Below are 23,822 nucleotides of genomic sequence, written 5' to 3'. Positions count from 1 at the left end.
CGAACTGGCCAGCTAGCGCACCGTCAAGGCCGCAAGTGCCATCCGTTCGAGGATGGGCCGGGCGCTTTTCACGGCCATGCGTCGTCCGTGGTGCCGGACCGAGTGGGGAGTCGAGTTGATGAGGCCGAAGGCTGCGTGGGCGCGGACCCGTAGCTCGGCAGGATCCGTGTCGGAGTGCAGTTCGCTGAGCACTCCCACCCACAGTTCGACGTAGTTGCGCTGCAGGGTGCGGACTTCGGCCTGGTCGGAGTCGCTGAGGTTGCTGAAATCGCGGTCCTGGACCCGGATGACATCGGGATTGCTGAGGGCAAAGTCCACGTGGAACTCCACCAGTCCGCGCAACGCAGCTTCGGCGTCGGGGGCCTCGGACGCCACGGTGCGGCCGCCGTCGAGCAGATTCCGGCTCACACTCAACAGGAGCTCTGCCAGCACGGCCTGCTTTCCCGGGAAATGCCGGTACACCGCCGGGCCGCTGACTCCCGCCGCGGCGCCCAGGTCCTCAAGGGACACGCGGTTGAAGCCGTCCGCGGCGAACAACCCGGCTGCGGCGGTCAGGAGGGCCTTGCGCCGCGTTTCCTTGGCTTGGCTTCTCTGGGTCGGGCCGTCTTGCTTGAGGCTCCGCGGGCTTGGGCGGTCCTGCTGGGAGCTCCGCTGGAAGGTGACCACAATTCCTCCTTTTGCACGTGTCCAGTTCAGCGCCCATACCGGGACGGGCCCGGTGCGGAGGCGATGGACAACACAGTTAATAGAGACTAACCTAAATTCCAGTTATGCGGTACTAACTGAGATGGCCCTTGGGCCGGGATGGGACGCAGTCGATGGAGACACTCGCCAGCCAGCTGGATACCAGCAGCGATCAGTTCGCGGCCAACGCGGAAGCGCAGCTGTCACTCGTGCACGAGCTGAAGAAGCGCCTTGCCGTGACGGCCCTGGGTGGCCCGGAAAAGTCCCGTCAGCGCCACATCTCCCGGGGCAAGTTGTTGCCGCGCGAGCGCATCAACTATTTGCTGGACGAGGGCAGCCCGTTCCTGGAGATCGCCCCGCTGGCGGCCAACGGAATGTACAACGATGACTCACCCGGTGCCGGCGTGATCGCGGGCATCGGCCTGATCCATGGCCGCCAGGTGATGGTGGTTTCGAATGACGCGACGGTCAAGGGCGGGACGTATTACCCGATGACGGTGAAGAAGCACCTCCGGGCCCAGGAAATCGCCCTGGAGAACCGGCTGCCGTGCGTCTATCTGGTGGATTCCGGAGGAGCGTTCCTGCCCAAGCAGGACGAAGTGTTCCCGGACAAGGAGCACTTCGGCCGGATCTTCTTCAACCAGGCGAAGATGTCTGCGGCGAAGATCCCGCAGATCGCCTCGGTCATGGGATCCTGCACGGCCGGCGGTGCCTACGTTCCGGCCATGAGCGACGAAACCGTGATTGTCCGCAACCAGGGCACCATCTTCCTGGGCGGCCCGCCTCTGGTGAAGGCAGCCATCGGTGAGATCGTCACGGCCGAGGAACTCGGCGGCGGGGACGTCCACTCAAGGATTTCCGGTGTGACGGACCACTTGGCCGAAAACGACGAGCATGCCCTGCAGATCGTCCGCGATATCGTCTCTACCCTCCCCAAACCGGCCGCCCCGGCGTGGGACGTGGACACCGCCGTCGAGCCCGTAGTGGAGCCGGGCGAGATCTATGGCGCCGTTCCCACGGACGTCAATGCGCAATACGACGTCCGCGAAGTCATCGCCCGGCTCGTGGACGGCTCGAGGTTCCACGAGTTCAAGAAGAACTACGGTTCCACCCTGGTGACCGGATTCGCGAAGCTGCACGGCCACCCGGTGGGCATCGTGGCCAACAACGGCGTGTTGTTCAGCGAGTCTGCGCTCAAGGGCGCGCACTTCATCGAGCTGTGCGACCAGCGCGGCATCCCGCTGGTCTTCCTGCAGAACCTTTCGGGCTTCATGGTCGGGAAGGACTACGAGCGCGGCGGCATCGCCAAGAACGGCGCCAAGATGGTCACCGCCGTGGCCACCGCCCGCGTGCCCAAGCTGACCGTGGTGATCGGTGGTTCCTTCGGTGCCGGGAACTACTCGATGTGCGGCCGGGCGTATTCCCCGCGCTTCCTGTGGATGTGGCCGGCGTCCCGGATTTCGGTCATGGGCGGGAACCAGGCCTCGAGCGTGCTGGCCACCGTCAAACGGGACCAGTACGAGGCCCGGGGCGAGGAATGGTCCGCCGAGGACGAGGAGGCCTTCAAGGCTCCCATCAAACAGCAGTACGAGGACCAAGGCAGCCCCTACTACTCCACCGCCCGGCTCTGGGACGACGGCATCATCGACCCCGCAGACACCCGGCGCGTCCTGGGCATGGCCCTGGACGTCGTCTCCCGCCAACCCCTGCCGGAAACCTCCTTCGGCCTCTTCCGGATGTGACCCCATGACAATCAACTCGTTCGACACCGTCCTTGTCGCTAACCGCGGCGAGATCGCCTGCCGCGTGATCCGCACCCTCAAGGCCATGGGCATCCGTTCGGTGGCGGTCTATTCAGACGCCGACGCCGGGGCGCGCCACGTGCGCGAAGCAGACACTGCCGTCCGGATCGGCACAGCCGCGGCGGCGGACAGTTATCTGCGGATTGACGCGATCATCGAGGCTTGCCTGCAAAGCGGCGCCCAAGCCGTCCACCCGGGCTATGGGTTCCTCGCCGAAAACGTGGAGTTCGCCAAGGCCCTGGATGCCGCCGGTATCGCGTTCATCGGCCCGGGGATTGACGCCATCGAGATCATGGGCGACAAGATCCGGTCCAAGAACCACGTCATGTCCTACGGCGTCCCCTGTGTTCCGGGCATCGCCGAACCCGGGTTGAGCGACGAGGCCCTGATCGAGGCGGCGCCAGGCGTCGGCTTCCCGCTGCTCATCAAGCCTTCGGCCGGGGGCGGCGGCAAGGGCATGCACATCGTGGAGCGGCCCGAAGACATGGCGGCCACGCTGCTGACGGCCCGCCGCGTGGCGGCGAGCGCCTTCGGTGATGACACCCTGTTCCTCGAGCGGCTCATCCAGGCGCCCCGGCACATCGAGGTCCAGGTACTCGCCGACAACCACGGCAACGTCATCCACCTCGGCGAACGCGAATGTTCGCTCCAGCGCCGCCACCAGAAAGTCATCGAGGAAGCACCGTCCCCCTTGCTGGAGTCCCTGGCGAATGGGGCAGAGGTCAGGGCCCGCATTGGCGAGGCCGCCTGCCAGGCTGCCCGGAGTGTCAAGTACAGCGGTGCGGGCACGGTCGAGTTCCTCGTCTCGGACCAGGACCCGGAACACTTCTTCTTCATGGAGATGAACACCCGCCTCCAGGTGGAGCACCCGGTCACGGAAATGGTGACGGGCGTCGATCTTGTCGAATGGCAAGTGCGCATCGCCGCAGGTGAGGTCCTCACGGTGGCGCAGACCGACGTCGTGCTTGACGGCCACGCGGTGGAGGCGCGCGTCTACGCGGAGGTGCCCGAACGCGGTTTCATGCCATCCATCGGCGAGATCGTGACGCTTCGGGAACGGGCAAGCAGCGATCCACACGTCCGCGTCGACTCCGCCATGCTTCCCGGACTGTCCGTCACCGGCGACTACGATCCCATGCTCGCGAAGGTCATTGCCTGGGGCCCGGACCGCAAAGCCGCGCTGGACACCCTTGACCACGCACTGGGTGACTACACGCTGCTGGGCGTGCACACAAACGTTGAGTACTTGCGGCTCCTGATCAACGACGACGACGTGCGCGCGGGCCGCCTCGATACCGGCCTGATCGAGCGCAAGCTGCAAGGGATGGAATTCCGTCAAGTGACCGACGTCGAGCTGATCGCCGCAGCGATGTTGAACCGCTCAGAACTGCTCGGCCGTTCAGAACCGGTTCCGGCCGGGGCGTCAGCCCCCTGGAACACTGCCGATAGCTGGCGCGTCGGCGCCCCCGCTCCGTGGAAGACCACCATCGGACGCCCCGACGGCGGCCTGGCCACCGTGGAGCTGACTGTTGACGGGCCGGGCTTCACGGCGCGCGTGGATAACGGCGTCGAGCACTCTGCCGCCCTGCGGCCGACGTCCGCCGGGCATGCGGTAATGGTGCTCGACGGCGTTGAGCACCATTTCGCGCACGGCTCACCTTCTCCGGGGCGTGAGGTGCGGGAACTTTGGCTGGGCAGCGACGGCTGGTCCTGCCGGCTGGAGATCCTGGACCGCGAGGCCCGGCTCCAACGCATCCTCGCGGGCATCCAGCGCGAAGAAGGCGCGGCGGATCCCGAAGTCCGGTCTCCCATGCCGGGAACCGTCGTCTCCGTTTCGGTGCACAACGGCGATCACGTGGAAGCCGGCGAGGTCCTCCTCTCCGTGGAGGCAATGAAGATGGAACACCAGCTGGTGGCCTCAGTGTCCGGCACCGTGCACCTCGCCAGCAAGACCGGGGACCTCGTCAAGGCCGACCAAGTCCTCGCCACCATCCATGTGGCGGCAGAACCCGCCCCTGAAGCCACAGCGGAACCGGCCCCTGAAGTTACAGCAGAAAACCAGAAAGACGAGGAAGTCTAGCCATGGCAAGTTTTGAACTCACCGAGGAATACCAGGACCTGAGCGACTCCGTCCGGGAATTCGCCGACGAGGTAGTGGCCCCGGTGTCCACCAAGCACGACGAGGAACACAGCTTCCCGTACGAGGTGGTCAAGCAGATGGGTGAGATGGGCCTCTTCGGACTGCCGTTCCCTGAAGAGTTCGGCGGCATGGGTGGAGACTACTTCGCGCTCGCCCTCGCGCTGGAACAGTTGGGCAGGGTGGACCAGTCGGTGGCGATCACCCTTGAAGCCGGCGTCTCGCTCGGCGCCATGCCGGTGTACCGCTTCGGCACCCAGGCGCAAAAGGAACACTGGCTGCCGCAGCTGACCTCGGCCGAAGCGCTCGCAGGCTTCGGCCTGACTGAGCCGGAAGCCGGCTCGGACGCCGGAGGCACCAAAACGCACGCGCGCCTCGAGGGCGTCGGAGACGCAAAAAACTGGGTCATCAACGGCAACAAGGAGTTCATCACCAACTCCGGGACCGACATCACCCGGCTCGTCACCGTTACCGCTGTCACCGGGCAGCACGAACGCAAGGACGGGAGCATCAAGAAGGAAATCTCCACCATCCTGGTTCCTACCGACACGCCCGGTTTCACCGCGGAAAAGGCCTACAACAAGGTGGGCTGGAACGCCTCCGACACCCACCCGCTGACACTGAACAACGTCCGGGTACCCGAAGAGAACCTGCTCGGCGTCCGGGGACGGGGTTACGCGAACTTCCTGTCGATCCTGGACGAAGGCCGGATCGCCATCGCTGCGCTCGCCACCGGTGCGGCCCAGGGCTGCGTCGACTTGTCCGTCAAATACGCCAAGGAACGCATGGCCTTTGGGCAGAACATCGGCAAGTACCAGGCCATCCAGTTCAAGATCGCCCGCATGCAGGCACGGGCCCACACTGCGCGACTGGCCTACTACGACGCTGCCGCGAGGATGCTGGCCGGCAAGCCGTTCAAGACCGAAGCGGCCATCGCTAAGATGGTCGCAGGCGAGGCAGCCATGGACAACGCACGGGACGCCACCCAGGTGTTCGGTGGCTATGGCTTCATCAACGAATTCACGGTGGCACGCCACTACCGCGACTCCAAGATCCTGGAAGTCGGGGAAGGCACTACCGAGGTCCAGTTGATGCTCATCGCCCGCGAGCTGGGCCTTTAACCGTCAGGGAAGGTAAACGATGATTGACAAAGTTGTTGCCAGCGCCGCGGAAGCGGTGAAGGACATCCACGACGGTGCCTCTCTCGCCGTCGGCGGGTTCGGCTTGTGCGGTATCCCGGTGGCGCTGATCGATGCGCTCCACGATCAAGGCACCAAGGACCTTGAAACAGTCAGCAACAACTGCGGCGTGGACGACTGGGGCCTGGGCATCCTGCTCAGGGACGGGCGTATCCGCCGGACCATCAGTTCCTATGTGGGTGAGAACAAGGAGTTCGCACGGCAGTACCTTGCCGGCGAGCTTGAGGTGGTCCTCACCCCGCAAGGCACCCTGGCCGAGAAACTGCGCGCCGGCGGCGCGGGCATTCCCGCGTTCTTCACGGCGGCCGGCGTCGGGACGCAGGTTTCGGAAGGCGGCCTTCCGCAAAAGTACGACGGCGACGGCAACGTGGCGATCGCGTCCTCACCCAAGGAAGTGCGCACGTTCAACGGCGCGGACTATGTCCTGGAGGAATCCCTGACACCCGATTTCGGACTGGTCCACGCCTGGAAGGGCGACCGGCACGGGAACCTCGTCTTCCATGCGACGGCCATGAATTTCAATCCGCTGTGTGCCATGGCGGCCCGGATCACCATCGCCGAGGTCGAGGAGCTTGTGGAACCGGGCGAACTCGATCCGCAGCATGTCCATACTCCGGGCATCTTCGTCCACCGGGTTGTGCTCGCACCGGACACCGAGAAGCGCATCGAAAAGCGGACCGTCGCGTTGACCCCGGCGTCCGCGTTGACCCCGGCGTCCGCGGGCTCAACCGAGCAGGCAGGAGCGTAGCCATGGAATCGAACATCACCCAGGATGTGCCGCCGCGTCCCGAGGCCGTCAGGCACGAGTACCGCCGCGCCGGCGCCGAACACCACGAGGGAAAAGGCTGGACGCGGAACGAACTGGCCGCACGGGTAGCCCGCGAACTGAGCAACGGGCAATACGTCAACCTCGGGATCGGGATGCCCACCCTGATTCCGAACTACATCCCCGACGGGGTCGAGGTGATCCTGCATTCCGAGAACGGGATCCTGGGCGTCGGCCCCTACCCGGCCGAGGACGCCGTCGACCCCGATCTGATCAACGCCGGCAAGGAAACGGTCACCGTCAATGCGGGCGCCGCGTTCTTTGACTCGGCTACCTCATTCGGCATGATCCGCGGCGGACATGTCGACGTCGCAGTGCTTGGCGCGATGGAAGTCGCGGCCAACGGGGACCTGGCCAATTGGATGATCCCGGGCAAGATGGTCAAGGGCATGGGCGGCGCCATGGATCTGGTCTTCGGCGCCAAACGGGTGATCGTCATGATGGAGCACGTGGACCGCAACGGCAAGCCCAAGATCGTCAAGGAATGCTCGTTGCCCGTCACGGGGAAGGGCTGCGTGGACCGGATCATCACCGATCTTGCCGTGATCGATGTCGTCTCCGAGGGCGGAGTCTCCAGGCTCGTCCTGCGGGAGTTGGCACCGAATGTCTCCGCCGAGGACGTGGCCGCCGCGACCGGCGTCGAGCTTTTCGAAGAGGACCAGGAGCTGACTGTATGACCGCGGACGCCGAGTCCCGGGTCCCCGGGCCGCGCATTATCGAACAGCGCGGGCTGTACTTCGAGGAGCTTGAGGAAGGCGTTGTCTACGCCCACAGGCCCGGGCGGACAGTCACTGAAACGGACAACGTCCTGTTCACCACGCTGACGATGAACACCCAGGCCCTGCACCTGGACGCGGCCTGGAGCGCCACGCAGCCCTTCGGGCAGAGGCTCATGAACTCGATGTTCACCTTGTCCACCATGGTGGGACAGTCCGTGACGCAACTGACCCAGGGCACCATCATTGCCCAGCTGGGCCTCACGGACGTCTCTTTCCCGCACCCGCTCTACCACGGCGACACCCTCTACACGGAGACTGTGGTCGCCGGGAAACGGGAGTCGTCCTCGCGTCCTGGCCAGGGCGTCGTGACCATGAAACACACCGGCCGCAACCAGGACGGCACAGTGGTGGCTTTGGCCACGCGGGCGTGCCTCATGTGGACCCGGACCGCGCATCTGGAGGCGCAACAGAGGACAATCAATACATGACCTTCACCATGGGCCCCGCTTTGCTTTTCTGTCCAGCCGACCGTCCGGAACGGTTCCAAAAGGCCGCCGAGCGTTCCGACGCCGTCATCGTGGACCTCGAGGACGCCGTCGCGCCCGCAGACAAGAAACGGGCCCGGGGCGCCATCCTCGCCCAGCTCGGCTCGGGCGGGGAGACCGCCGAACTCGACCCCAGCCGCACGATTGTGCGCGTCAATCCGGTGGGCACCCCGGACTTCGAGAAGGACCTGCACTGCCTCGCGCACACCCCTTACCGCACTGTCATGCTGGCCAAGGCCGAGACGGTCGAACAGCTGAAGGCACTTGAGGGCTACCACGTGATCGCCCTGTGCGAGACGGCAAAGGGAATTATCAACGCGAACGAGATCGCCCAGGCTCCCAACGTCGTCGGGCTCATGTGGGGTGCCGAGGACCTGATTGCCTCGATGGGCGGCACCTCGAGCCGCAAGGACGACGGCGGCTACCGCGCCGTCGCAACGCACTCCCGTTCCGCGGTGCTGCTCGCCGCCAAAGCCGCGGGCAAGGAGGCCATCGACGCGGTCTACGTGGACATTCCCGACCTCGCCGGTCTGGCTGTGGAATCCGCCGACGCGGTAGCCAGCGGATTCGGTGCCAAGGCCTGCATCCACCCGAGCCAGGCCGCAGTTGTCCGCGAAGCCTATGCACCCTCGCCGGAGGCCGTCGCAGGGGCCCGGGAACTACTTGATGCTGCGGCTGCGGCTGGAACCGGCGTGTTCCAGCACAAGGGCAAAATGGTGGACGGACCCATCCTGAAACACGCCGAATCCACGCTGCGCAGGGCCCGGATTTCCTGAAAAGTTGTTCCGGCCGGGCCTATTGACCGCGTCGTCGGGACTTTGGCAGGGACAACGGCGCGATGACCTCGTAGAGCTCCATCCGGATCCAGCGCTGGCCTGTTTCGCGGAACTCGGCCCTCGTGGCGAAGCGGTAGAGGAAGCTGCGGGCCCGCACCCAACGCGGCCGGGCGCCGTCGAACGGGTCCCGGCGCAACAAGCGCAAGGTGGGCGGATCGGCGTCGAGCAGCTTGGCGAGGAAGGCGTAGAACCATTCCTCGTGCACCGTGCGCAAGGGCAGGAACCACATCAACCAGTCCAGGCGCAGGTGGTACGGCGCCCATTGCCGGGGGAGCCGGTGGACCTCGCCGGGCTTGCCTTTGAAGCCGTATTCGCGCCAGTCGGCCTCATCGACGGGAACGTCGGCCTGGGTGCCTTCCACCACGATTTCCACCCGGTGGCGCGTCACCGTACCGAACGCCCCATAGGTGTTGACCAATTGCCAGCGGTTGAAACTGGCGTTCATGAGCTGCTCCCGCGAGAGCAGGTTGCGTGCGGGCCAATAGCTGAGCACCACGAGGAGCACCGTCACCGCGAGCACGACGGCGAGCCACCACACCGGGGTCTGAGCCGCGGCAGGGTACCGCTGTTGCGGTATGAAGGGCAGCACAGCATGGGCCACCGGGTCGCTCACCGCGGCGAAGGCAAGCACGATCGCCGACCAGTTAAGCCACGCGAAGTTACCGGTCCCCACAAGCCAGAGCTGCGTGAAGACCACGATTCCGGCGGCGATCGTTGCCAGTGGCTGCGGAGCGAACAGGAAGAACGGCACCACCAGCTGGGCGAAGTGGTTGCCGAGCACTTCCATGCGGTGCAGTGGCTTAGGCAGGAGGTGCGCCTGGCGGCTCAACGGCCCGGGCATGGGCTGCGTCTCGTGGTGGTAGTACAGGGCGGTTAAATCACGCCACTCGCTTCCGCCATGGATCTTGATCATGCCCGCCCCGAATTCCAGCCTGAACAGCAGCCACACGAGAAGGACCAGGATGGTCTTCGGCGGGGGAGTCTGCTCCGAACCGAGGAAGGCGACAGTGAAGCCCATTTCCAGCAGCAGCATCTCCCAGCCGAAGCTGTAGAAGGTCTGGCCGACGTTGACGATGGACATGTAGAGCAACCAGAGCGCCAAGTACGCCAGCATCGGGACCCATGGCGGGCCCAGCTGCGGCAGCCCGCCCACGAGCGCAAGGGAAATGGCAAGCCCGGCAGCGCAAACGGCGCGGAGCAACGTGTCCGAATACTTCCAGCGGAACAGGCTGGGCCTGCGCAACGCCCTGGGGCCGTCCACGTACCTCGCGACAGGCAGGAGCCCGTGTTCGCCAAGGAGCGCGGGAAACTGGTTGAGGCTGGAGAGGAACGCGATGAAATAGAGCGCGGCCGTGCCACGCTGCAGCACCTGCCGGGCGAATTCATAGTCCGGCGCCTCGAACCACGAGACCCAGTCCACAAACCAACGCTACGCCTGGGGTGCGGGATACTTAAGCAATGCAGCCGCGCAAAATCATCCTCCTCGGATCCACTGGTTCCATCGGCACACAGGCGATTGACGTCGTCGACGCCGCTCCCCACCGGTTCGAGGTCGTGGCACTGAGCGCGGGCGGCGGGAATCTGGAACTCCTCGCCCGGCAGGCCGTCCACACCAAGGCCCAGGCAGTCGGCATCGCCTACGGCGACGCCCACGAACTCCAGAAGCTCATCGGCGCCGCCGCCTCTGCCGCCGGTCTCCGGAACTACGATCCGGCGATCATCACGGGACCGGATGCGTCCACCAAGATCGCCGCGATCGAAGCGGACGTCGTGCTCAACGGCATCACGGGGTCGATCGGCCTGGCCCCGACGCTCGCGGCATTGAAGTCCGGCGCCATCCTGGCCTTGGCGAACAAGGAATCCCTGATCGTGGGCGGTGCGCTGGTGAAGGCCGCCGCGGCCGTTGACCAGATCGTGCCTGTTGATTCCGAGCATTCGGCCATTGCCCAATGCCTTCGCGCGGGAACCGACAATGAGGTTGAGAAGCTTATCCTGACGGCTTCCGGCGGACCTTTCCGGGGCCGCAGCCGGGAGCAACTCCGCGACGTCACTCCGGCCGAGGCACTGGCGCACCCCACGTGGGACATGGGCCTGATGGTCACCACCAACTCGGCCAGCCTGGTCAACAAGGGCCTGGAGGTCATCGAAGCGCATCTGCTCTTCGACGTCCCGCTGGACAGGATCGACGTCGTGGTCCATCCGCAATCCGTGGTGCACTCCATGGTGGAGTTCGTGGACGGCTCCATCATTGCCCAGGCTTCTCCGCCGGACATGCGGCTGCCCATCGCGCTGGGACTCGGTTGGCCGGACCGCGTGCCCCGCGCCGCCAAGGCCTGCGACTGGAGCCAGGCCACCAGTTGGACGTTCGAGCCCCTTGACTCGGCGGCTTTCCCGGCCGTGGAGCTGGCCAAGGACGCCGCGAAGCAGGGGAGCACCTTTCCGGCAGTCTTCAACGCGGCCAACGAAGAAGCCGTTGAGGCCTTCCATGCCGGCCGGATCCGCTTCACCGACATCGTGGACACAGTGGAGTCCGTCCTCAGCGAACATTCAGGATCCTTGGAGCTGACAGTGGACTCTGTGTTGGATGCTGAGAGGTGGGCACGCACGCGCACCCACGATCGTTTAGCCAACAGCACCCTTTAGGAAGCAGTACTTAAGGCATGAATCCCGTCATTCTGTTCATTCTCGGAGTCGTCTTCGTCGCGATCGGCGTGGCCGTCTCCATTGCACTGCACGAGGTGGGGCACTTGCTTCCCGCCAAGCTGTTCAAAGTGCGCGTCACGAAATACATGATCGGGTTCGGCCCTACCCTTTGGTCCACGCGGAAAGGCGAGACCGAATACGGCGTCAAGGCCATCCCGCTGGGCGGCTACGTCGCCATGATCGGAATGTACCCGCCCAACAAGGAAGACGGCAGCGTCAGGCCGTCCAGCACCGGCATGTTCCAGACCCTCGCCACCGAGGCCCGGTCCGCTGCGCACGAGGAAGTGGGCCCGGGCGATGAGAACAGGGTCTTCTACAGGCTGCCGGTCTGGAAGAAGGTCATCATCATGCTGGGTGGACCGGCCATGAACCTGCTCATCGGCCTGGTGTTGACCGCGGTGCTGCTCATGGGTTTCGGCGTGTCCACGGCCACCACCACCATTGCCGAGGTGTCCAAGTGCCAGGTCAAGGCCGGCGAAACCGTCGATCCGAACTCGCCGAACTGCCAACTGACCCCGGCCGCAGTGGCCAAGCTCCAGCCCAACGACGTCGTCACCAGCTTTGACGGAAAGCCCGTGACGAGCTGGGCCGAAATGAGCGGCTGGATCCGGGCGTCCGCCGGCAAGGCCGTCCAGATCACCGTGGACCGCGGCGGCAAGATCGTCACCACGCAAGTAACCCCCGTGCTGTCCGCGCGCCCCGTCATCGGCGACAACGGCCTGCAGGCCAAGGGCGCGGACGGCAAGCCGTTGTACGAGGAAGTCGGGTTCCTCGGCATCGGTGCGCAGACCGCCATGGTGCCCCAACCGGCGTCGACCGTTCTTCCGATGGCCGGTGAGAACATCAAGCAGATCGCAGGAGTCATCCTCAACCTTCCCGCCAGGGTGGTCGGCGTGGCGCAAGCGGCTTTCGGCTCCGGACCGCGCGATCCCAACGGGCCCATCAGCGTGGTGGGCGTCGGCCGGGTGGCCGGTGAAGTGGCTGCCATGGATCAGGTTCCGCTGCAATCGCGCCTCAGCGCCCTCGTGGGGCTCCTCGCCGGACTGAATTTCGCCCTCGCCGTGTTCAACCTGGTTCCGCTCCTGCCGCTCGACGGCGGACACGTGGCGGGCGCGCTCTACGAGGGAGCCCGGCGTCGAATCGCCAAGCTGTTCGGCAAGCCGGATCCCGGCGCCTTCGACATCGCCAAGCTCCTGCCGCTCACCTATGTTGTGGCGAGTGTCCTCATGGCCATGAGCGCCTTGCTGATCTATGCGGACATCGTCAAGCCTGTCAACCTTTTCGGCTGATCCGGATTGGGCTGGGGGGATAGGCTATCCATATGACTGTTTTCGCTGTTGAGTACGTGTACGACGCCGAGTCCGCCGAGGTGCGCGACGCGAACCGCCCTGCCCACCGCGCCTGGCTCGCCAGCCTTGCCGAGCAGGGAACCCTGCTGGCGAGCGGCCCTTACACCGACGGCGCGGGTGCGCTGCTGTTGCTCAAGGCCGCCGACGAGTCCGAGCTGAACGCCACGCTGAAGGAGGATCCGTTCGCCGCCGTCCAGGGGATTGCAGGCATCCGGACGTCGGAGTGGAACCCCATTATCGGAATGCTCTCCGCCCACGCCTCCTAGCCCACGCTTCCTAGCAGCGTGACCGGCCGGGGTCCTGACCCCGGCCCTTCGATCCACCCATTTCAACCCAAGGAGTCCATGTGACCTCGGTCAGCCTGGGAATGCCGTCAGCCCCGCCCCCCGTTCTCGCGCCCCGCCGCAAGACCCGCCAGATCAAGGTGGGTTCGGTCGGCGTCGGCTCCGATTCACCCATCAGCGTGCAATCGATGACCACCACGCCCACCACGGACATCAACGCCACCCTGCAGCAGATCGCGGAGCTGACGGCGTCCGGCTGCGACATCGTGCGTGTCGCTTGCCCTTCAGCTGACGACGCCGAGGCGCTGCCGATCATCGCCCGTAAGTCCCAGATTCCCGTCATTGCAGACATCCACTTCCAGCCGAAGTATGTCTTCGCCGCGATCGAGGCCGGTTGCGCCGGGGTGCGCGTCAATCCGGGCAACATCCGCAAGTTCGACGACCAGGTGAAGGAAATCGCCAAGGCCGCCAAGGACCACGGCACCTCCATCAGGATCGGCGTCAACGCAGGCTCCCTGGAGCCCGGCATCCTGAAGAAGTACGGCAAGGCCACGCCGGAAGCGCTCGTCGAGTCGGCTGTGTGGGAAGCTTCGCTGTTCGAGGAACACGGCTTCCACGATTTCAAGATCTCCGTCAAGCACAACGACCCGGTCATCATGGTGGCCGCCTACGAGATGCTTGCAGAAAAGGGCGACTGGCCCCTGCACCTTGGCGTGACCGAGGCCGGACCCGCCTTCCAGGGCACCATCAAGTCCGCAACGGCCTTCGGCGCGCTGCTGTCCCGGGGCATCGGTGACACCATCCGCGTGTCCCTCTCTGCGCCGCCCGTTGAGGAAATCAAGGTCGGCAACCAGATCCTGCAGTCCCTCAACCTGCGCCCCCGCAAGCTCGAAATCGTCTCCTGCCCTTCATGCGGACGCGCCCAGGTGGACGTCTATACGCTCGCCGAGCAGGTCACGGCCGGGCTTGAAGGAATGGAGATCCCGTTGCGCGTCGCCGTCATGGGTTGCGTCGTGAACGGCCCGGGCGAGGCACGTGAAGCCGATCTCGGTGTAGCCTCCGGAAACGGCAAGGGGCAGATCTTCGTGAAGGGCGAAGTCATTAAGACTGTCCCCGAGAGCCAGATTGTTGAGACACTGATCGAAGAGGCCATGCGTATCGCCGAAGAGATGGGGGAGGCCGATGGCGAAGATGCTGTCAAGGGTAGCCCCGTGGTTAGCGTCTCGTAACGAGACTGGCGCCGATGGGATTTCCGTCCGGGTGCTCGGCGCTGCCGATACCCGGGCCCTTCGCGTGCTCGCGATGGAAGACCCGGTAGCGAACGTCTTCATTCTGGCGCACCTCGATTCGTCGGGGAGCGCCGCACCCACTTCCGGGGGCGCGAGCGTCTTTGGAGTATTCGACGGCGACGCGCTGGTAGGTGCCTGCTGGGCCGGCGCCAACCTGGTTCCGGTGCAATTGGACCCCGTACTGGCTTCCCGCGTTGCGGCGGTTGCACACCGGGCCGGACGGCGCTACGCCTCGATCTTCGGGCCCGCGGAGACCGTGCTGGCGCTCCATTCCCGTTTGGAGCAATTGGGGCATTTCGCCCACGAGGTACGGGCCGACCAGCCACTTCTGGCGATCTCGGGGCCACCCGCCGTCGAACCCAATCCGCAGCTCGGCTTCGGAAACATCGCGGATTTCGACCGGATCCTGCCCGCTTGTGCAGCCATGTTCGAAGAGGAAGTGGGTTATTCGCCCTTTCTCGGGAGCGAGGACTTCTACAGCCGCAGGGTGGCCGGACTGATCCGGCAAGGCCATTCCTTGGTGCACATCGACGCAGGCGGGACCGTGAAGTTCAAAGCCGAACTCGGGGCCGTGACGGCGCAGGCCACCCAGGTGCAGGGGGTCTGGATGAACCCGGAGTTCCGCGGCCAGGGCCTCAGCGCCGGGTACATGGCGGGAGTAGTTGTCCTCGCCCAGAAGTTCGCGCCCATCACGAGCCTTTACGTCAACGAATACAACACCAGGGCGCGGGCCACCTACGAGCGGGTCGGCTTCCAACGCCTCGGAACCTTCGCTACTGTTCTGTACTGACCAGTCAGTTGGGCGGAGTGAGTTCGCCCGTGAGGTAGCGCTGGACGTTCGGTGCGACGAGCCGCACTACCTCATCCTGGGAGGCCGAAGCCAGGGGCTCGAGCCGGACCACGTAGCGCATCAGCATGAGCCCCACCATCTGCGTCGCAACAAGGTTGGCGCGCATTTTCGCTTCCTCAGGGGAGCCCGGAAGTCCTGCCGTGATCCGCGAGAGGATGGTCCTCGCCACCATCTCGCGCAGCAGGGCGGTCTTGGCCTTGGAACCGATCGTTCCCCTGACGAACGCGACAAGCCCGTGTTGCGCCGGGCTTTCCCACAGACGGACGACGGCGCGGACGATCGCCTCAGAGCGTTGCGACGGATCCAACGATTCGACGCCGGCAAGGACCTCGTTGGGATCCGCCGGGAGTTCTATGCTCTGGGCGAAGAGTTCGTCCTTGCCCTTGAAGAAGTGGTGGACCATGGCCGGGTCCACTTCGGCTTCGCGCGCCACTTGCCGCAGGCTCGTGCCGTCGAAACCGTGCTCTGCGAAGAGCCGGCGAGCTGTGGCCAGGATCAGTTCGCGGGAGTCACTCCCGCCGCTGCGGCGTCCCCGCCGCAGGGGAGGCAAGGCCCCGGTCATGAGGTCCGCCGGCGGAGTGTGAACGAGGCAAGGACCAATACTCCGACCACGATCGCCGCCATGACCCCGGCATCCTGCCACATGGCCTGCGTCGCCTCGGTGTTGTCGGCGATCTGTTGGAGCGCATCGACCGAAAACGTCAGCGGCAGCACATTGGAAATGCTCTCCAGGAGGCTGTTCATGTGGTCCCGGGCCACGAAGAGTCCGCACAACAGGATCTGCGGAATGACCACTACCGGCATGAACTGCACCGCCTGGAATTCGGTCCGCGCGAAGGCTGAGCACAAGAGGCCGAGCGCGACACCCAGCACCGCGTTGATGACGGCGATCATCACGACGTAACCCGGGCCACCCTTGATATCCAGATTGAAGATCCAGTAGGCCACGGCCGTGGCTACAAGCGATTGCACGGCCGCCATGATCGAGAACGCCAACGCGTAGCCGAAGAGGAGATCCGCTTTGTGGATGGGCGTTGTCAGGAGCCGTTCCAGCGTCCCCGAAGTCCGTTCGCGCAACATCGTGATCGACGTGACCAGGAACATCACCACAAACGGGAAAATGGCCAGCATCATGAGTCCCACTCGGTCAAAGGTGCGCGGGAATCCGGGAGGCAGGGTTTCGTTCTCGAACAGATAGTAGACGCCAGTGAGCAGCAGGGCGGGAACGACCATGATGAGCGCGACGCTGCGGTGGTCGTGCCGCAGTTGTTCCAAAACCCGCCTGGTGGTCGCAATCATCATCCTTGGATTCATGACGCCACCTGGCTCTCATTGGCACCCCTGCGGTTCGAAGTAACGCTCGTTTCCTGGATGATGTGCAGGAAGGCCTGTTCCAAGTCGTGGCTGTGTCCCCGCTCGCTGAGTTCCGCCGGACTGAGCTGCGCCACCAGCAGGCCGTCGCGGAGCAGGAGCAACGAGGAACAATGCGAGGCCTCTTCCATGACGTGGCTGGACACCAGCAGGGTGGTGCCCGAATCGGCCATCGCGGCAAACCGTTCCCACAGCTCGGCACGCAGTACCGGATCCAAGCCGACCGTCGGTTCGTCGAGGACCAGGAGCTTCGGATGCGAGACGAGCGCGCAGGCCAGCGAAACCCGGCTGAATTCACCGCCGGAAAGGTCTGCCGTCTTCCGCCGCGCCAGCGATTCGAGCCCGACGGCGGCAATTGCCTCAGCGGTGTCGGCCGCCGAGACGCCGTGCATGGCTCCGAAATACCTGACGTTCGCCTCGACACTGAGGTCCGTGTAGACGCTCGGTGCCTGGGTGACGTATCCGACGTCGTGCCGCAATGACGGCGTGCCCGCCGGACGGCCCAATACCTCCACGCTGCCGGCTGTAAGGCGCTGGACTCCTACGATGCAGCGCATGAGGGTCGTCTTGCCGCTCCCGGAGGGTCCAAGCAGGCCAGTGATGCGCCCGGGATCCACGGCGAAGTCCAAGCCGCGCAGGATCTTCTTGTGGCCGCGCGTGACGTGCAGGCCCGCCACTGTGACCGCCGGGGGCGCAGGGGACATACCTGCTGCGGGACTTCCCGCTGGGCTGTGGGACATCGCGGCCTCCGATTTATTCATCAGGTGATGAATAAAAGGTAAGTCCGATATGCAGGCCCGTCAACTGTGGGCTTCGGGGACGGATCTGGCCCCTTCGTTCTGCAACGCGGGGTCACTTACGGCCCATGTCGGACCTTCGGATGGGCGCTAAGTGACCCCGCGTTGTTCGTTGCCCATGCACCAACAAAATTTGATAAGTCCAAGCCCTTGAAAAAAGTGTCCACCATCACATAAATTCAGAACCAGCCGTGTCGCTGGGGCGCGGGCGGTTTCAGGGAGGAAACACAAACCAAATGGCTGTAAGCGTTGATCCTTCGAAGGCGTTCGACAGGTCTGACTAAGCCTCCAGGACAGCGCCCGCGGCCGGCCGGCCGCTGAGCCACGCCATGGCAGGATGACCAGCCGCCCAGCGGCCAGGGGCTTCTTCGCACCATGGCGTGGCTCATCTTCGTTTGGTGATGTGACTGCTTTGGGGAGGAACGCGGGGGACGGGCCCCGGCAGGTTCCCCGGCCACAAGCCGGTAGATTGGTACACAGTAGTTTTTGCCAGCTCTTGCCATAGAAACGGATTCTGACCCGTGGTCCTTCGCCTCTCCCAGCTGTTCCTGCGCACCCTGCGTGAAGATCCCGTCGACGCCGAAGTCGCAAGCCACCGACTCCTGGTCCGTGCGGGCTATATCCGCCGTGCCGCCCCGGGCATCTACACGTGGCTGCCTTTGGGTTTGAGCGTCCTGCGCAAGGTCGAGCAGATCATCCGCGAGGAAATGGCCGCCATCGGCGCCCAGGAAGTCCATTTCCCGGCTCTGCTGCCCCGGGAACCCTACGAGGCCACCAACCGCTGGACCGAATACGGCGAGGGGCTGTTCCGCCTCCAGGACCGCAAGGGTGCCGATTACCTTCTCGCACCCACGCACGAGGAAATGTTCACCCTACTGGTCAAGGACCTGTACTCCTCGTACAAGGACCTGCCCGTAAGCCTCTACCAGATCCAGAACAAGTACCGCGACGAAGCACGCCCCCGGGCAGGCCTCCTCCGCGGCCGCGAGTTCATCATGAAGGATTCCTACTCGTTCGATGTCGACGACGCCGGCCTGGACGCGAGCTACGCGGCCCACCGCGCCGCGTACCTGAAAATCTTCGAGCGCCTTGGCCTTGAGGTCATCCCCGTAGCTGCCACGGCAGGCGCCATGGGCGGATCCAAGAGCGAGGAATTCCTGCACCCCACCGAGATCGGCGAGGACACCTTCGTGCGCTCGCCAGGCGGCTACGCGGCCAACGTCGAAGCCGTGACCACCGTGGTCCCGGCCGAGATCGACTTCAGCAACGCCCCTCCCGCACGCGTCCTGGACACCCCGGACACGCCCACCATCGAAACCCTCGTGGCGGCTGCCAACCAGCTCGCTCCCCGCGGCGATTCCGACGGCGGCGCCTGGACGGCCGCCGACACCCTCAAGAATGTGGTCCTCGCCGTCACCCTGCCCACCGGCGAGCGCCAGATCGTGGTCATCGGCGTTCCCGGTGACCGCGCGGTGGACCTCAAGCGCGTCGAAGCAAACATCGGTGCCTTCCTGCCCATTGCCGGGGAGATCGGGCTGGAAGCGGCCAACGAGGAAGACCTCAAGAAGATCCCGGAGCTCGTCAAGGGCTACATCGGCCCCGGCCTGGACCTTGGCGAAGCCGTTCTCGGGCTCGAAGGCACGTCCAAGTTGCTTTTCCTTGTTGACCCCCGGGTTGTTTCGGGTACCAGCTGGGTCACCGGAGCGAACGAAGACGGCAAGCACGTCTTCGGTCTCGTGGCCGGACGCGATTTCGCCTGGGATGGCGTCATTGAATGCACCGAGGTCCGCGCGGGAGACGAATCCCCGGACGGGTCCGGTCCCCTGGAGACAGCCCGCGGCATCGAAATGGGCCACATCTTCCAGCTCGGCCGCAAGTACGCCGAGGCCCTCGACCTGAAGGTCCTTGACCAGAACGGCAAGCAGGTCGTGGTCACCATGGGCTCGTACGGCGTCGGCGTGACCCGTGCCGTGGCCGCCCTGGCCGAGGCCAACAACGACGAGCGCGGCTTGATCTGGCCGCGCTCCGTGGCCCCCGCGGACGTCCACGTGGTCGCCGTCGGACGTGGGGAGGAAATCTTCGCGGCAGCCGAGAAGCTTTCCGCCGAACTCGAGGCCGCCGGCCTCGACGTGATTTACGACGACCGCCCCAAGGTTTCCCCGGGCGTGAAGTTCGGTGACGCCGAGCTCGTGGGCGTCCCCACCATCGTGGCGGTCGGCCGAGGCTTGGTAGACGGCGTTGTGGAGATCAAGGACCGTCGCACCGGTGAGGCCGAAAACGTTGCGGTCGAGAAGGCTGCCGACTTCGTGGTCAACGCCGTACGACAGAAGTGATCTCCGGCTTCGAGTCGGTCCAGCTCACCACGCTCATCATGATCGTGGTGGCTGGATTCGCTGCCGGCTGGATAGACGCTGTGGTGGGCGGCGGGGGACTGATCCAGCTCCCCGCCTTGCTCCTGGTTCCGGGGATCACCCCGGTCCAGGCGCTGGCCACCAACAAAATGGGCTCCATCTTCGGGACAACCACCAGTGCCACCACCTATTACCGCCGGGTCGGCCCTGACCTCAGGACGGCCGTGCCCATGGCCGTGATTGCCCTCGCGGGCAGCTTCGGCGGAGCCGTGCTGGCCGCCAACCTTCCCGCGAGCGTTTTCAAACCCATCATCGTCGTGGCGCTCATCGCCGTCGCGCTCTTCACCGCACTGCGGCCCAATGCGGGCGAGTTGACCGCCTTGCGCCACGACGGCCACACGCACTATGTGGTGGCCTGTGCCATCGGTGCCGTGATCGGGTTCTACGACGGCCTGATAGGTCCCGGCACAGGCTCGTTCCTGGTGATCGCCCTCGTCTCCGCCATGGGCTATGCCTTCCTTGAGGCCAGCGCCAAGGCCAAGATCGTCAACATGGCCACGAACGCCGGTGCCCTGTTGTTCTTCCTGCCGCACGGATCACTGCTGTGGGGCGTCGGCGCCGTGCTCGGCCTGTCCAACATGGCCGGCGGCTACCTGGGCGCGCGGACCGCCGTGAAACAGGGCAGCGGCTTTGTACGGATCGTGTTCCTGATCGTGGTTGCCGCGTTGATCATCAAACTCGGCCTGGACGTCTGGAACGACTACTTCGCCAAGTAGTGTTCCGGTTGTTGCCAGCGATGGCCGGGGGGATCCCGCGGGCGTAGCATGCACTCATGTGGGTCGATTCCGGCGACTATGAGCAGGCACTCGAACGAGCTTGGGAACACACCCGCGACTGGTTGAGGGCCTTGCCTGGGCGGCCGGTACGGCCCAGTACTGCGGCCGATGACATCACGGCGGTCTTCGGCGGCCCCCTCCCGGCCACCGGACTGGACCCGGCCGCAGTCATTGATTTCCTCGCCGAGCACGCCGAGCCCGGGCTGATGGCCATGCAATCGGGGCGTTTCTTCGGCTGGGTCATCGGCGGGACGGTGCCGGCAGGCATGGCCGCGGACTGGATGGTTTCCGCGTGGGACCAGAACTCGGGCCTGCGCTTCGCCACACCGGCAACTGCAGGGATCGAAGAGGCTGCCGGTCGATGGCTCCTTGAGCTTCTCGGCCTGCCTGCCGGCTCCGACGTCGGATTCGCGACCGGCGCCAGCATGGCCAACTTCACGGCCCTCGCGGCGGCCCGATGGCGCCAGCTGGAAAGCGTCGGCTGGGATGTCAACGCCGGGGGACTCCAAGGCGCCCCGGAACTGCGTGTCCTCGTCGGAGCCGAGCGGCACGAGAGCCTTGACATGGCACTGCGTTTCCTGGGGTTCGGGGCACCCGAAGTTGTGGGGGCGGACAAACAAGGCAGGATCGATCCAGCCGCGCTGCGGGCCGCGTTGGAAGCCGGCTCCGGTCCGGCAATCGTGTGTCTCCAGGCCGGGAACCTGCATTCCGGAGCTTTCGATCCGTTCCTCGAGGCGATTCCGGCCGCAAAGGATCACGGCGCGTGGGTCCACGTTGACGGAGCCTTCGGCCTATGGACAGCGGCCGTGCCGGGACTGCGGCATCTGGTCGAAGGCGTCGAGTTGGCCGATTCGTGGGGAACCGATGCCCACAAGACCCTCAACGTTCCGTACGACGCCGGAATCGTGGTGGTACGCGACGTTGCCGCCCTGCGGTCCGCCATCGGCATGCACGCCGAATACTTGATGCAGGATGACCACGGCCCCGGCGACCCTATGGAAAAGGTGCCGGAGTTGTCCCGCCGTGCCAGGGGAGTACCGGTGTGGGCGGCCTTGCGTTCCTTGGGTGGCGACGGCGTGCGGGAGCTCGTCGCAGGACGTGCGGAGTGTGCCGCGGAATTGGCCAGACGGCTTGCCGGAGTGCCCGGCGTCGAGGTCCTCAACGACGTAGTGTTCACGCAGTTGTCCCTGGCCTTCGGTTCAGACGAGAGGACCCGCGCCGTCACGGACTTCATCATGGCCGACGGGAGGGTCTGGATGCCCGGTTCGCGCTGGCAGGGCAGGGACATCCTGCGTGTTTCGGTGACCAACTGGTCAACGGATTCGGCCGACCTGGACATCGCGGTTCAGGCCGTCAAAGACGCTCTGGAGGCCACCGGCTAAGCCGGCGCCTGGACGCCCCGGCGCCACGGAGCTAAGTCGAGGCGGCCAGTCCCGGTTCGGGTAGGTCGTGCGCGGCGGGCAGCCCGTCCAGGGGCCGTCCTGCGAGGGTGCTCGCAACCCACAAGGAGCGTGCCAGATCGCCCTCATGCCGTGGTTTTCCGGCATACCACAGGGCGTTTTCGACCTCGCGGACCAGGCTCCATTCCCGGGCCGCTTCGCCGTCCAGGCCGGCAGCGCTGCTGAAATCCGCGCAGCGCTCCAGGAGCGCAACTTCCGGAGCCGTCGTGGAGAGATCGCGGATGCGGTTCCACAGGATCGGGGCGACGGCGAATTCCGCTTCACCGATCATCGGTTGCGGATCGATCGCCACATATCCGCGTTGTCCGATGGCCTGGGCGCCGTTGCGAGGGCCACGGAGGGCGCCATTGAGGTGGGGGAGGATATTCATGAAATGCAGGTCGCAATGCACCAGGACATCCCTGCCCGCCCGGCGCCCGACAGCGCCCCGCGTTTGGCATACCTCCAACGCGGCTTCGAGGAGCCAGCGGGGGAAAGGGCGGCCAAGTCGCTCCCAGTCGGCAGGCAGTTCATCGCTCCAGCGCTCGGCACGGGCCGCTATGTGCTCGAACTCCTTCCATTCCGGCCGATCGTCCGGCTCGATGCTGAGTTCCCTCATGAGCGATCCCCAGACGTCGCGGGCGTCGTCCATCGGGGCGCTCTGCAGCCAGCTGACGGCGTCGAGCCGCTCCAGGAGCATCGCGCAGGAGGCCGCATCGGCGTCGAGCAGCTTGACGGCCCCGGTACCGCCCCACAGGGCCAGCGCATGCCGTTCGACGAGGGCCTCCCCGTGCGGGAACGCAATCTTGAGTACCGCACGGGCGCCCTTGTGGAGGACCGGAATGACGATCCCGCCGTGGCCGTTCCATGGTTCCGCGCCAGGTTCCAGGTCCACGGACAGCTGCCAGCGTTCCAAGCTGGCGTCGATCAGCCCGGGCAGCCCTGAGAGCCACGCCCGCCCCTCCGCTGTGCGGGAGTAGCGTGCCTGGAGGTCGCCAGGGATGGAAACGAAGGTAGTCATCACTGTCAGCCTACCCAAGCCGGTCCGGGAGCGGTTCAGACCACTCCGGAGGAGCCCAGGAGGCTTCCGATGAAGAACGTCGCGGCAAGCGCAAGGGCTCCGCCGATGACGACGCGCAGGGCGGCCCGGGTCTTCGAGCTGCCGCCGATCCATGCTCCTATCGCTCCGGTGATTGCCAGCGCGAGCAGCACGGAAATGAAGGTCAGCGGTACACGCAGCCCCGGGGGCGGGAGCAGGATCGCGAGCATCGGCAGCACCGCGCCGAGGGTGAAGGCAATGGCGGAGGCGAAGGCCGCATGCCACGGGCTGACGATGTCGTCCTCGTCAATGTTCAATTCGGCGGAAAGGTGTGCGGCCAGGGCGTCGTGCTCGGTCAGCTCCGCGGCCACTTTCCGCGCGGTTTCAGGCCGCAGGCCCTTGGCCTCGTAGATCGCAGTCAATTCGGCCAGCTCTTCTTCGGGTTCCTCGGCAAGCTCCCGGCGTTCCTTCTCGATGAGCGCCTTCTGGCTATCGCTTTGGCTGCTGACGGATACGTACTCGCCGAGTGCCATGGACACCGCGCCGCCCACGAGTCCCGCTGCTCCAGCAGCGAGGATGGCGCCGGTGTTCGTCGTGGCGCCGGCGACGCCCACCACGATGGCGGCAACGGAAACGATTCCGTCATTGGCGCCAAGGACCCCGGCCCGGAGCCAGTTGAGCCTGTGGGCGAGGTCGTTGGCGTGTGGTTCGTTCTCGTGCAGGGCTGCAGTTTCGATGGAAGCCATGCTACAAGCCAAGCACTTGG

The 23,822-nt window shown here is 65.4% G+C and carries 22 protein-coding genes; 15 read left to right on the top strand and 7 right to left on the bottom strand.

From position 1 onward, the window contains the following. Positions 1-12: 12 nt before the first annotated feature. Complete coding sequence (locus AB0O52_RS00585) at positions 13-666, bottom strand: TetR/AcrR family transcriptional regulator (RefSeq protein ID WP_364531855.1); 654 nt, start codon at positions 664-666, stop codon at positions 13-15. 152 nt (positions 667-818) lie between these two features. Here AB0O52_RS00585 and AB0O52_RS00580 point away from each other — a divergent pair, with 152 nt between their 5' ends. The 7 genes from AB0O52_RS00580 to AB0O52_RS00550 are packed head-to-tail and all read left to right on the top strand — an operon-like array spanning position 819 to position 8,688. Beyond that, entirely contained in the window at positions 819-2,426 is a 1,608-nt protein-coding gene (locus AB0O52_RS00580; protein WP_364531852.1) for a carboxyl transferase domain-containing protein, read from the top strand. A 4-nt stretch (positions 2,427-2,430) separates the two neighbouring features. Further along, positions 2,431-4,566, top strand: coding sequence for a biotin carboxylase N-terminal domain-containing protein (locus AB0O52_RS00575; protein ID WP_364531849.1), 2,136 nt, complete (start codon positions 2,431-2,433; stop codon positions 4,564-4,566). Positions 4,567-4,568: 2 nt separating this feature from the next. After that, entirely contained in the window at positions 4,569-5,744 is a 1,176-nt protein-coding gene (locus AB0O52_RS00570; protein WP_364531846.1) for an acyl-CoA dehydrogenase family protein, read from the top strand. A gap of 19 nt (positions 5,745-5,763) precedes the next feature. Then, positions 5,764-6,570 carry a CoA transferase subunit A gene (locus AB0O52_RS00565; protein WP_364531843.1) on the top strand — a complete coding sequence of 269 codons (807 nt, stop codon included), beginning with the start codon at positions 5,764-5,766 and terminating at the stop codon, positions 6,568-6,570. Between the two features lie 2 nt (positions 6,571-6,572). Continuing rightward, positions 6,573-7,325: a CoA transferase subunit B gene (locus tag AB0O52_RS00560; protein WP_364531840.1), complete on the top strand. Its 753-nt coding sequence runs from the start codon at positions 6,573-6,575 to the stop codon at positions 7,323-7,325. After that, entirely contained in the window at positions 7,322-7,855 is a 534-nt protein-coding gene (locus tag AB0O52_RS00555; protein ID WP_364531838.1) for a MaoC family dehydratase, read from the top strand. Before AB0O52_RS00560 ends, AB0O52_RS00555 begins: the two co-directional genes overlap by 4 nt. Continuing rightward, entirely contained in the window at positions 7,852-8,688 is an 837-nt protein-coding gene (locus AB0O52_RS00550; RefSeq protein ID WP_364531835.1) for a CoA ester lyase, read from the top strand. Before AB0O52_RS00555 ends, AB0O52_RS00550 begins: the two co-directional genes overlap by 4 nt. 19 nt (positions 8,689-8,707) lie before the next feature. On the opposite strand, the gene AB0O52_RS00545 is transcribed toward AB0O52_RS00550, so the two are convergent. Beyond that, entirely contained in the window at positions 8,708-10,168 is a 1,461-nt protein-coding gene (locus tag AB0O52_RS00545; protein ID WP_364531832.1) for a lipase maturation factor family protein, read from the bottom strand. Between the two features lie 38 nt (positions 10,169-10,206). Between AB0O52_RS00545 and dxr the strand changes: the two genes are divergently transcribed. From dxr to AB0O52_RS00520, 5 genes are all read left to right on the top strand, one after another. Further along, positions 10,207-11,391, top strand: coding sequence for a 1-deoxy-D-xylulose-5-phosphate reductoisomerase (gene dxr / locus AB0O52_RS00540; RefSeq protein ID WP_364531829.1), 1,185 nt, complete (start codon positions 10,207-10,209; stop codon positions 11,389-11,391). 17 nt (positions 11,392-11,408) lie between these two features. Beyond that, on the top strand, positions 11,409-12,740 hold the full coding sequence (locus AB0O52_RS00535) for a site-2 protease family protein (RefSeq protein ID WP_364531826.1): 1,332 nt from the start codon (positions 11,409-11,411) through the stop codon (positions 12,738-12,740). A 32-nt stretch (positions 12,741-12,772) separates the two neighbouring features. After that, positions 12,773-13,066, top strand: a complete 294-nt coding sequence (locus AB0O52_RS00530) for a YciI family protein (RefSeq protein WP_364531823.1) — start codon at positions 12,773-12,775, stop codon at positions 13,064-13,066. Positions 13,067-13,146: 80 nt separating this feature from the next. Continuing rightward, on the top strand, positions 13,147-14,313 hold the full coding sequence (ispG, locus tag AB0O52_RS00525; RefSeq protein WP_364531820.1) for a flavodoxin-dependent (E)-4-hydroxy-3-methylbut-2-enyl-diphosphate synthase: 1,167 nt from the start codon (positions 13,147-13,149) through the stop codon (positions 14,311-14,313). Beyond that, positions 14,276-15,163 carry a GNAT family N-acetyltransferase gene (locus AB0O52_RS00520; RefSeq protein WP_364532670.1) on the top strand — a complete coding sequence of 296 codons (888 nt, stop codon included), beginning with the start codon at positions 14,276-14,278 and terminating at the stop codon, positions 15,161-15,163. The genes ispG and AB0O52_RS00520 overlap by 38 nt, the downstream gene beginning before the upstream one ends. Before the next feature lie 4 nt (positions 15,164-15,167). Here the strand turns inward: AB0O52_RS00520 and AB0O52_RS00515 are convergent, their stop codons facing one another. The 3 genes from AB0O52_RS00515 to AB0O52_RS00505 are packed head-to-tail and all read right to left on the bottom strand — an operon-like array spanning position 15,168 to position 17,298. Then, positions 15,168-15,785 (bottom strand): TetR family transcriptional regulator, encoded by a 618-nt coding sequence (locus AB0O52_RS00515; RefSeq protein ID WP_364531818.1) that lies wholly within the window; start codon positions 15,783-15,785, stop codon positions 15,168-15,170. Continuing rightward, entirely contained in the window at positions 15,782-16,525 is a 744-nt protein-coding gene (locus AB0O52_RS00510; protein WP_364531815.1) for an ABC transporter permease, read from the bottom strand. The genes AB0O52_RS00515 and AB0O52_RS00510 overlap by 4 nt, the downstream gene beginning before the upstream one ends. A gap of 8 nt (positions 16,526-16,533) precedes the next feature. Next, positions 16,534-17,298, bottom strand: coding sequence for an ABC transporter ATP-binding protein (locus tag AB0O52_RS00505; RefSeq protein WP_364532667.1), 765 nt, complete (start codon positions 17,296-17,298; stop codon positions 16,534-16,536). Between the two features lie 614 nt (positions 17,299-17,912). Here AB0O52_RS00505 and AB0O52_RS00500 point away from each other — a divergent pair. Genes AB0O52_RS00500 through AB0O52_RS00490 form a run of 3 tightly spaced genes read left to right on the top strand, consistent with a single transcriptional unit; the run spans position 17,913 to position 21,960 of the window. Next, a complete protein-coding gene (locus AB0O52_RS00500; RefSeq protein ID WP_364531812.1) occupies positions 17,913-19,724 on the top strand; it encodes a proline--tRNA ligase in 1,812 nt (603 codons plus the stop codon). Further along, complete coding sequence (locus tag AB0O52_RS00495; protein WP_364531809.1) at positions 19,721-20,518, top strand: TSUP family transporter; 798 nt, start codon at positions 19,721-19,723, stop codon at positions 20,516-20,518. Before AB0O52_RS00500 ends, AB0O52_RS00495 begins: the two co-directional genes overlap by 4 nt. Before the next feature lie 56 nt (positions 20,519-20,574). Next, on the top strand, positions 20,575-21,960 hold the full coding sequence (locus AB0O52_RS00490; protein WP_364531806.1) for a pyridoxal-dependent decarboxylase: 1,386 nt from the start codon (positions 20,575-20,577) through the stop codon (positions 21,958-21,960). Positions 21,961-21,991: 31 nt separating this feature from the next. On the opposite strand, the gene AB0O52_RS00485 is transcribed toward AB0O52_RS00490, so the two are convergent. Together AB0O52_RS00485 and AB0O52_RS00480 are read right to left on the bottom strand one after the other, a co-directional pair. Further along, complete coding sequence (locus AB0O52_RS00485) at positions 21,992-23,038, bottom strand: aminoglycoside phosphotransferase family protein (protein WP_364531804.1); 1,047 nt, start codon at positions 23,036-23,038, stop codon at positions 21,992-21,994. Positions 23,039-23,073: 35 nt separating this feature from the next. Further along, the gene (locus tag AB0O52_RS00480; protein WP_364531801.1) at positions 23,074-23,802 is read right to left on the bottom strand and encodes a VIT family protein; all 729 of its coding nucleotides are present in this window, start codon (positions 23,800-23,802) and stop codon (positions 23,074-23,076) included. Positions 23,803-23,822 lie beyond the last annotated feature (20 nt).

Origin of the sequence: Arthrobacter sp. NPDC080073, from assembly GCF_040686575.1 — a bacterium.
GTDB lineage: Bacteria > Actinomycetota > Actinomycetes > Actinomycetales > Micrococcaceae > Arthrobacter.
This window is presented reverse-complemented; position numbering and strand designations above follow the sequence as displayed.

Bases quoted from the DNA above. Each gene is read 5' to 3' on its own strand.
- AB0O52_RS00580 (WP_364531852.1), top strand. From the start codon at position 819: ATGGAGACACTCGCCAGCCAGCTGGATACCAGCAGCGATCAGTTCGCG.
- AB0O52_RS00575 (WP_364531849.1), top strand. From the start codon at position 2,431: ATGACAATCAACTCGTTCGACACCGTCCTTGTCGCTAACCGCGGCGAG.
- AB0O52_RS00570 (WP_364531846.1), top strand. From the start codon at position 4,569: ATGGCAAGTTTTGAACTCACCGAGGAATACCAGGACCTGAGCGACTCC.
- AB0O52_RS00565 (WP_364531843.1), top strand. From the start codon at position 5,764: ATGATTGACAAAGTTGTTGCCAGCGCCGCGGAAGCGGTGAAGGACATC.
- AB0O52_RS00560 (WP_364531840.1), top strand. From the start codon at position 6,573: ATGGAATCGAACATCACCCAGGATGTGCCGCCGCGTCCCGAGGCCGTC.
- AB0O52_RS00555 (WP_364531838.1), top strand. From the start codon at position 7,322: ATGACCGCGGACGCCGAGTCCCGGGTCCCCGGGCCGCGCATTATCGAA.
- AB0O52_RS00550 (WP_364531835.1), top strand. From the start codon at position 7,852: ATGACCTTCACCATGGGCCCCGCTTTGCTTTTCTGTCCAGCCGACCGT.
- dxr (WP_364531829.1), top strand. From the start codon at position 10,207: ATGCAGCCGCGCAAAATCATCCTCCTCGGATCCACTGGTTCCATCGGC.
- AB0O52_RS00535 (WP_364531826.1), top strand. From the start codon at position 11,409: ATGAATCCCGTCATTCTGTTCATTCTCGGAGTCGTCTTCGTCGCGATC.
- AB0O52_RS00530 (WP_364531823.1), top strand. From the start codon at position 12,773: ATGACTGTTTTCGCTGTTGAGTACGTGTACGACGCCGAGTCCGCCGAG.
- AB0O52_RS00520 (WP_364532670.1), top strand. From the start codon at position 14,276: ATGCTGTCAAGGGTAGCCCCGTGGTTAGCGTCTCGTAACGAGACTGGC.
- AB0O52_RS00515 (WP_364531818.1), bottom strand. From the start codon at position 15,785: ATGACCGGGGCCTTGCCTCCCCTGCGGCGGGGACGCCGCAGCGGCGGG.
- AB0O52_RS00510 (WP_364531815.1), bottom strand. From the start codon at position 16,525: ATGATGATTGCGACCACCAGGCGGGTTTTGGAACAACTGCGGCACGAC.
- AB0O52_RS00505 (WP_364532667.1), bottom strand. From the start codon at position 17,298: ATGTCCCCTGCGCCCCCGGCGGTCACAGTGGCGGGCCTGCACGTCACG.
- AB0O52_RS00490 (WP_364531806.1), top strand. From the start codon at position 20,575: ATGTGGGTCGATTCCGGCGACTATGAGCAGGCACTCGAACGAGCTTGG.
- AB0O52_RS00485 (WP_364531804.1), bottom strand. From the start codon at position 23,038: ATGACTACCTTCGTTTCCATCCCTGGCGACCTCCAGGCACGCTACTCC.
- AB0O52_RS00480 (WP_364531801.1), bottom strand. From the start codon at position 23,802: ATGGCTTCCATCGAAACTGCAGCCCTGCACGAGAACGAACCACACGCC.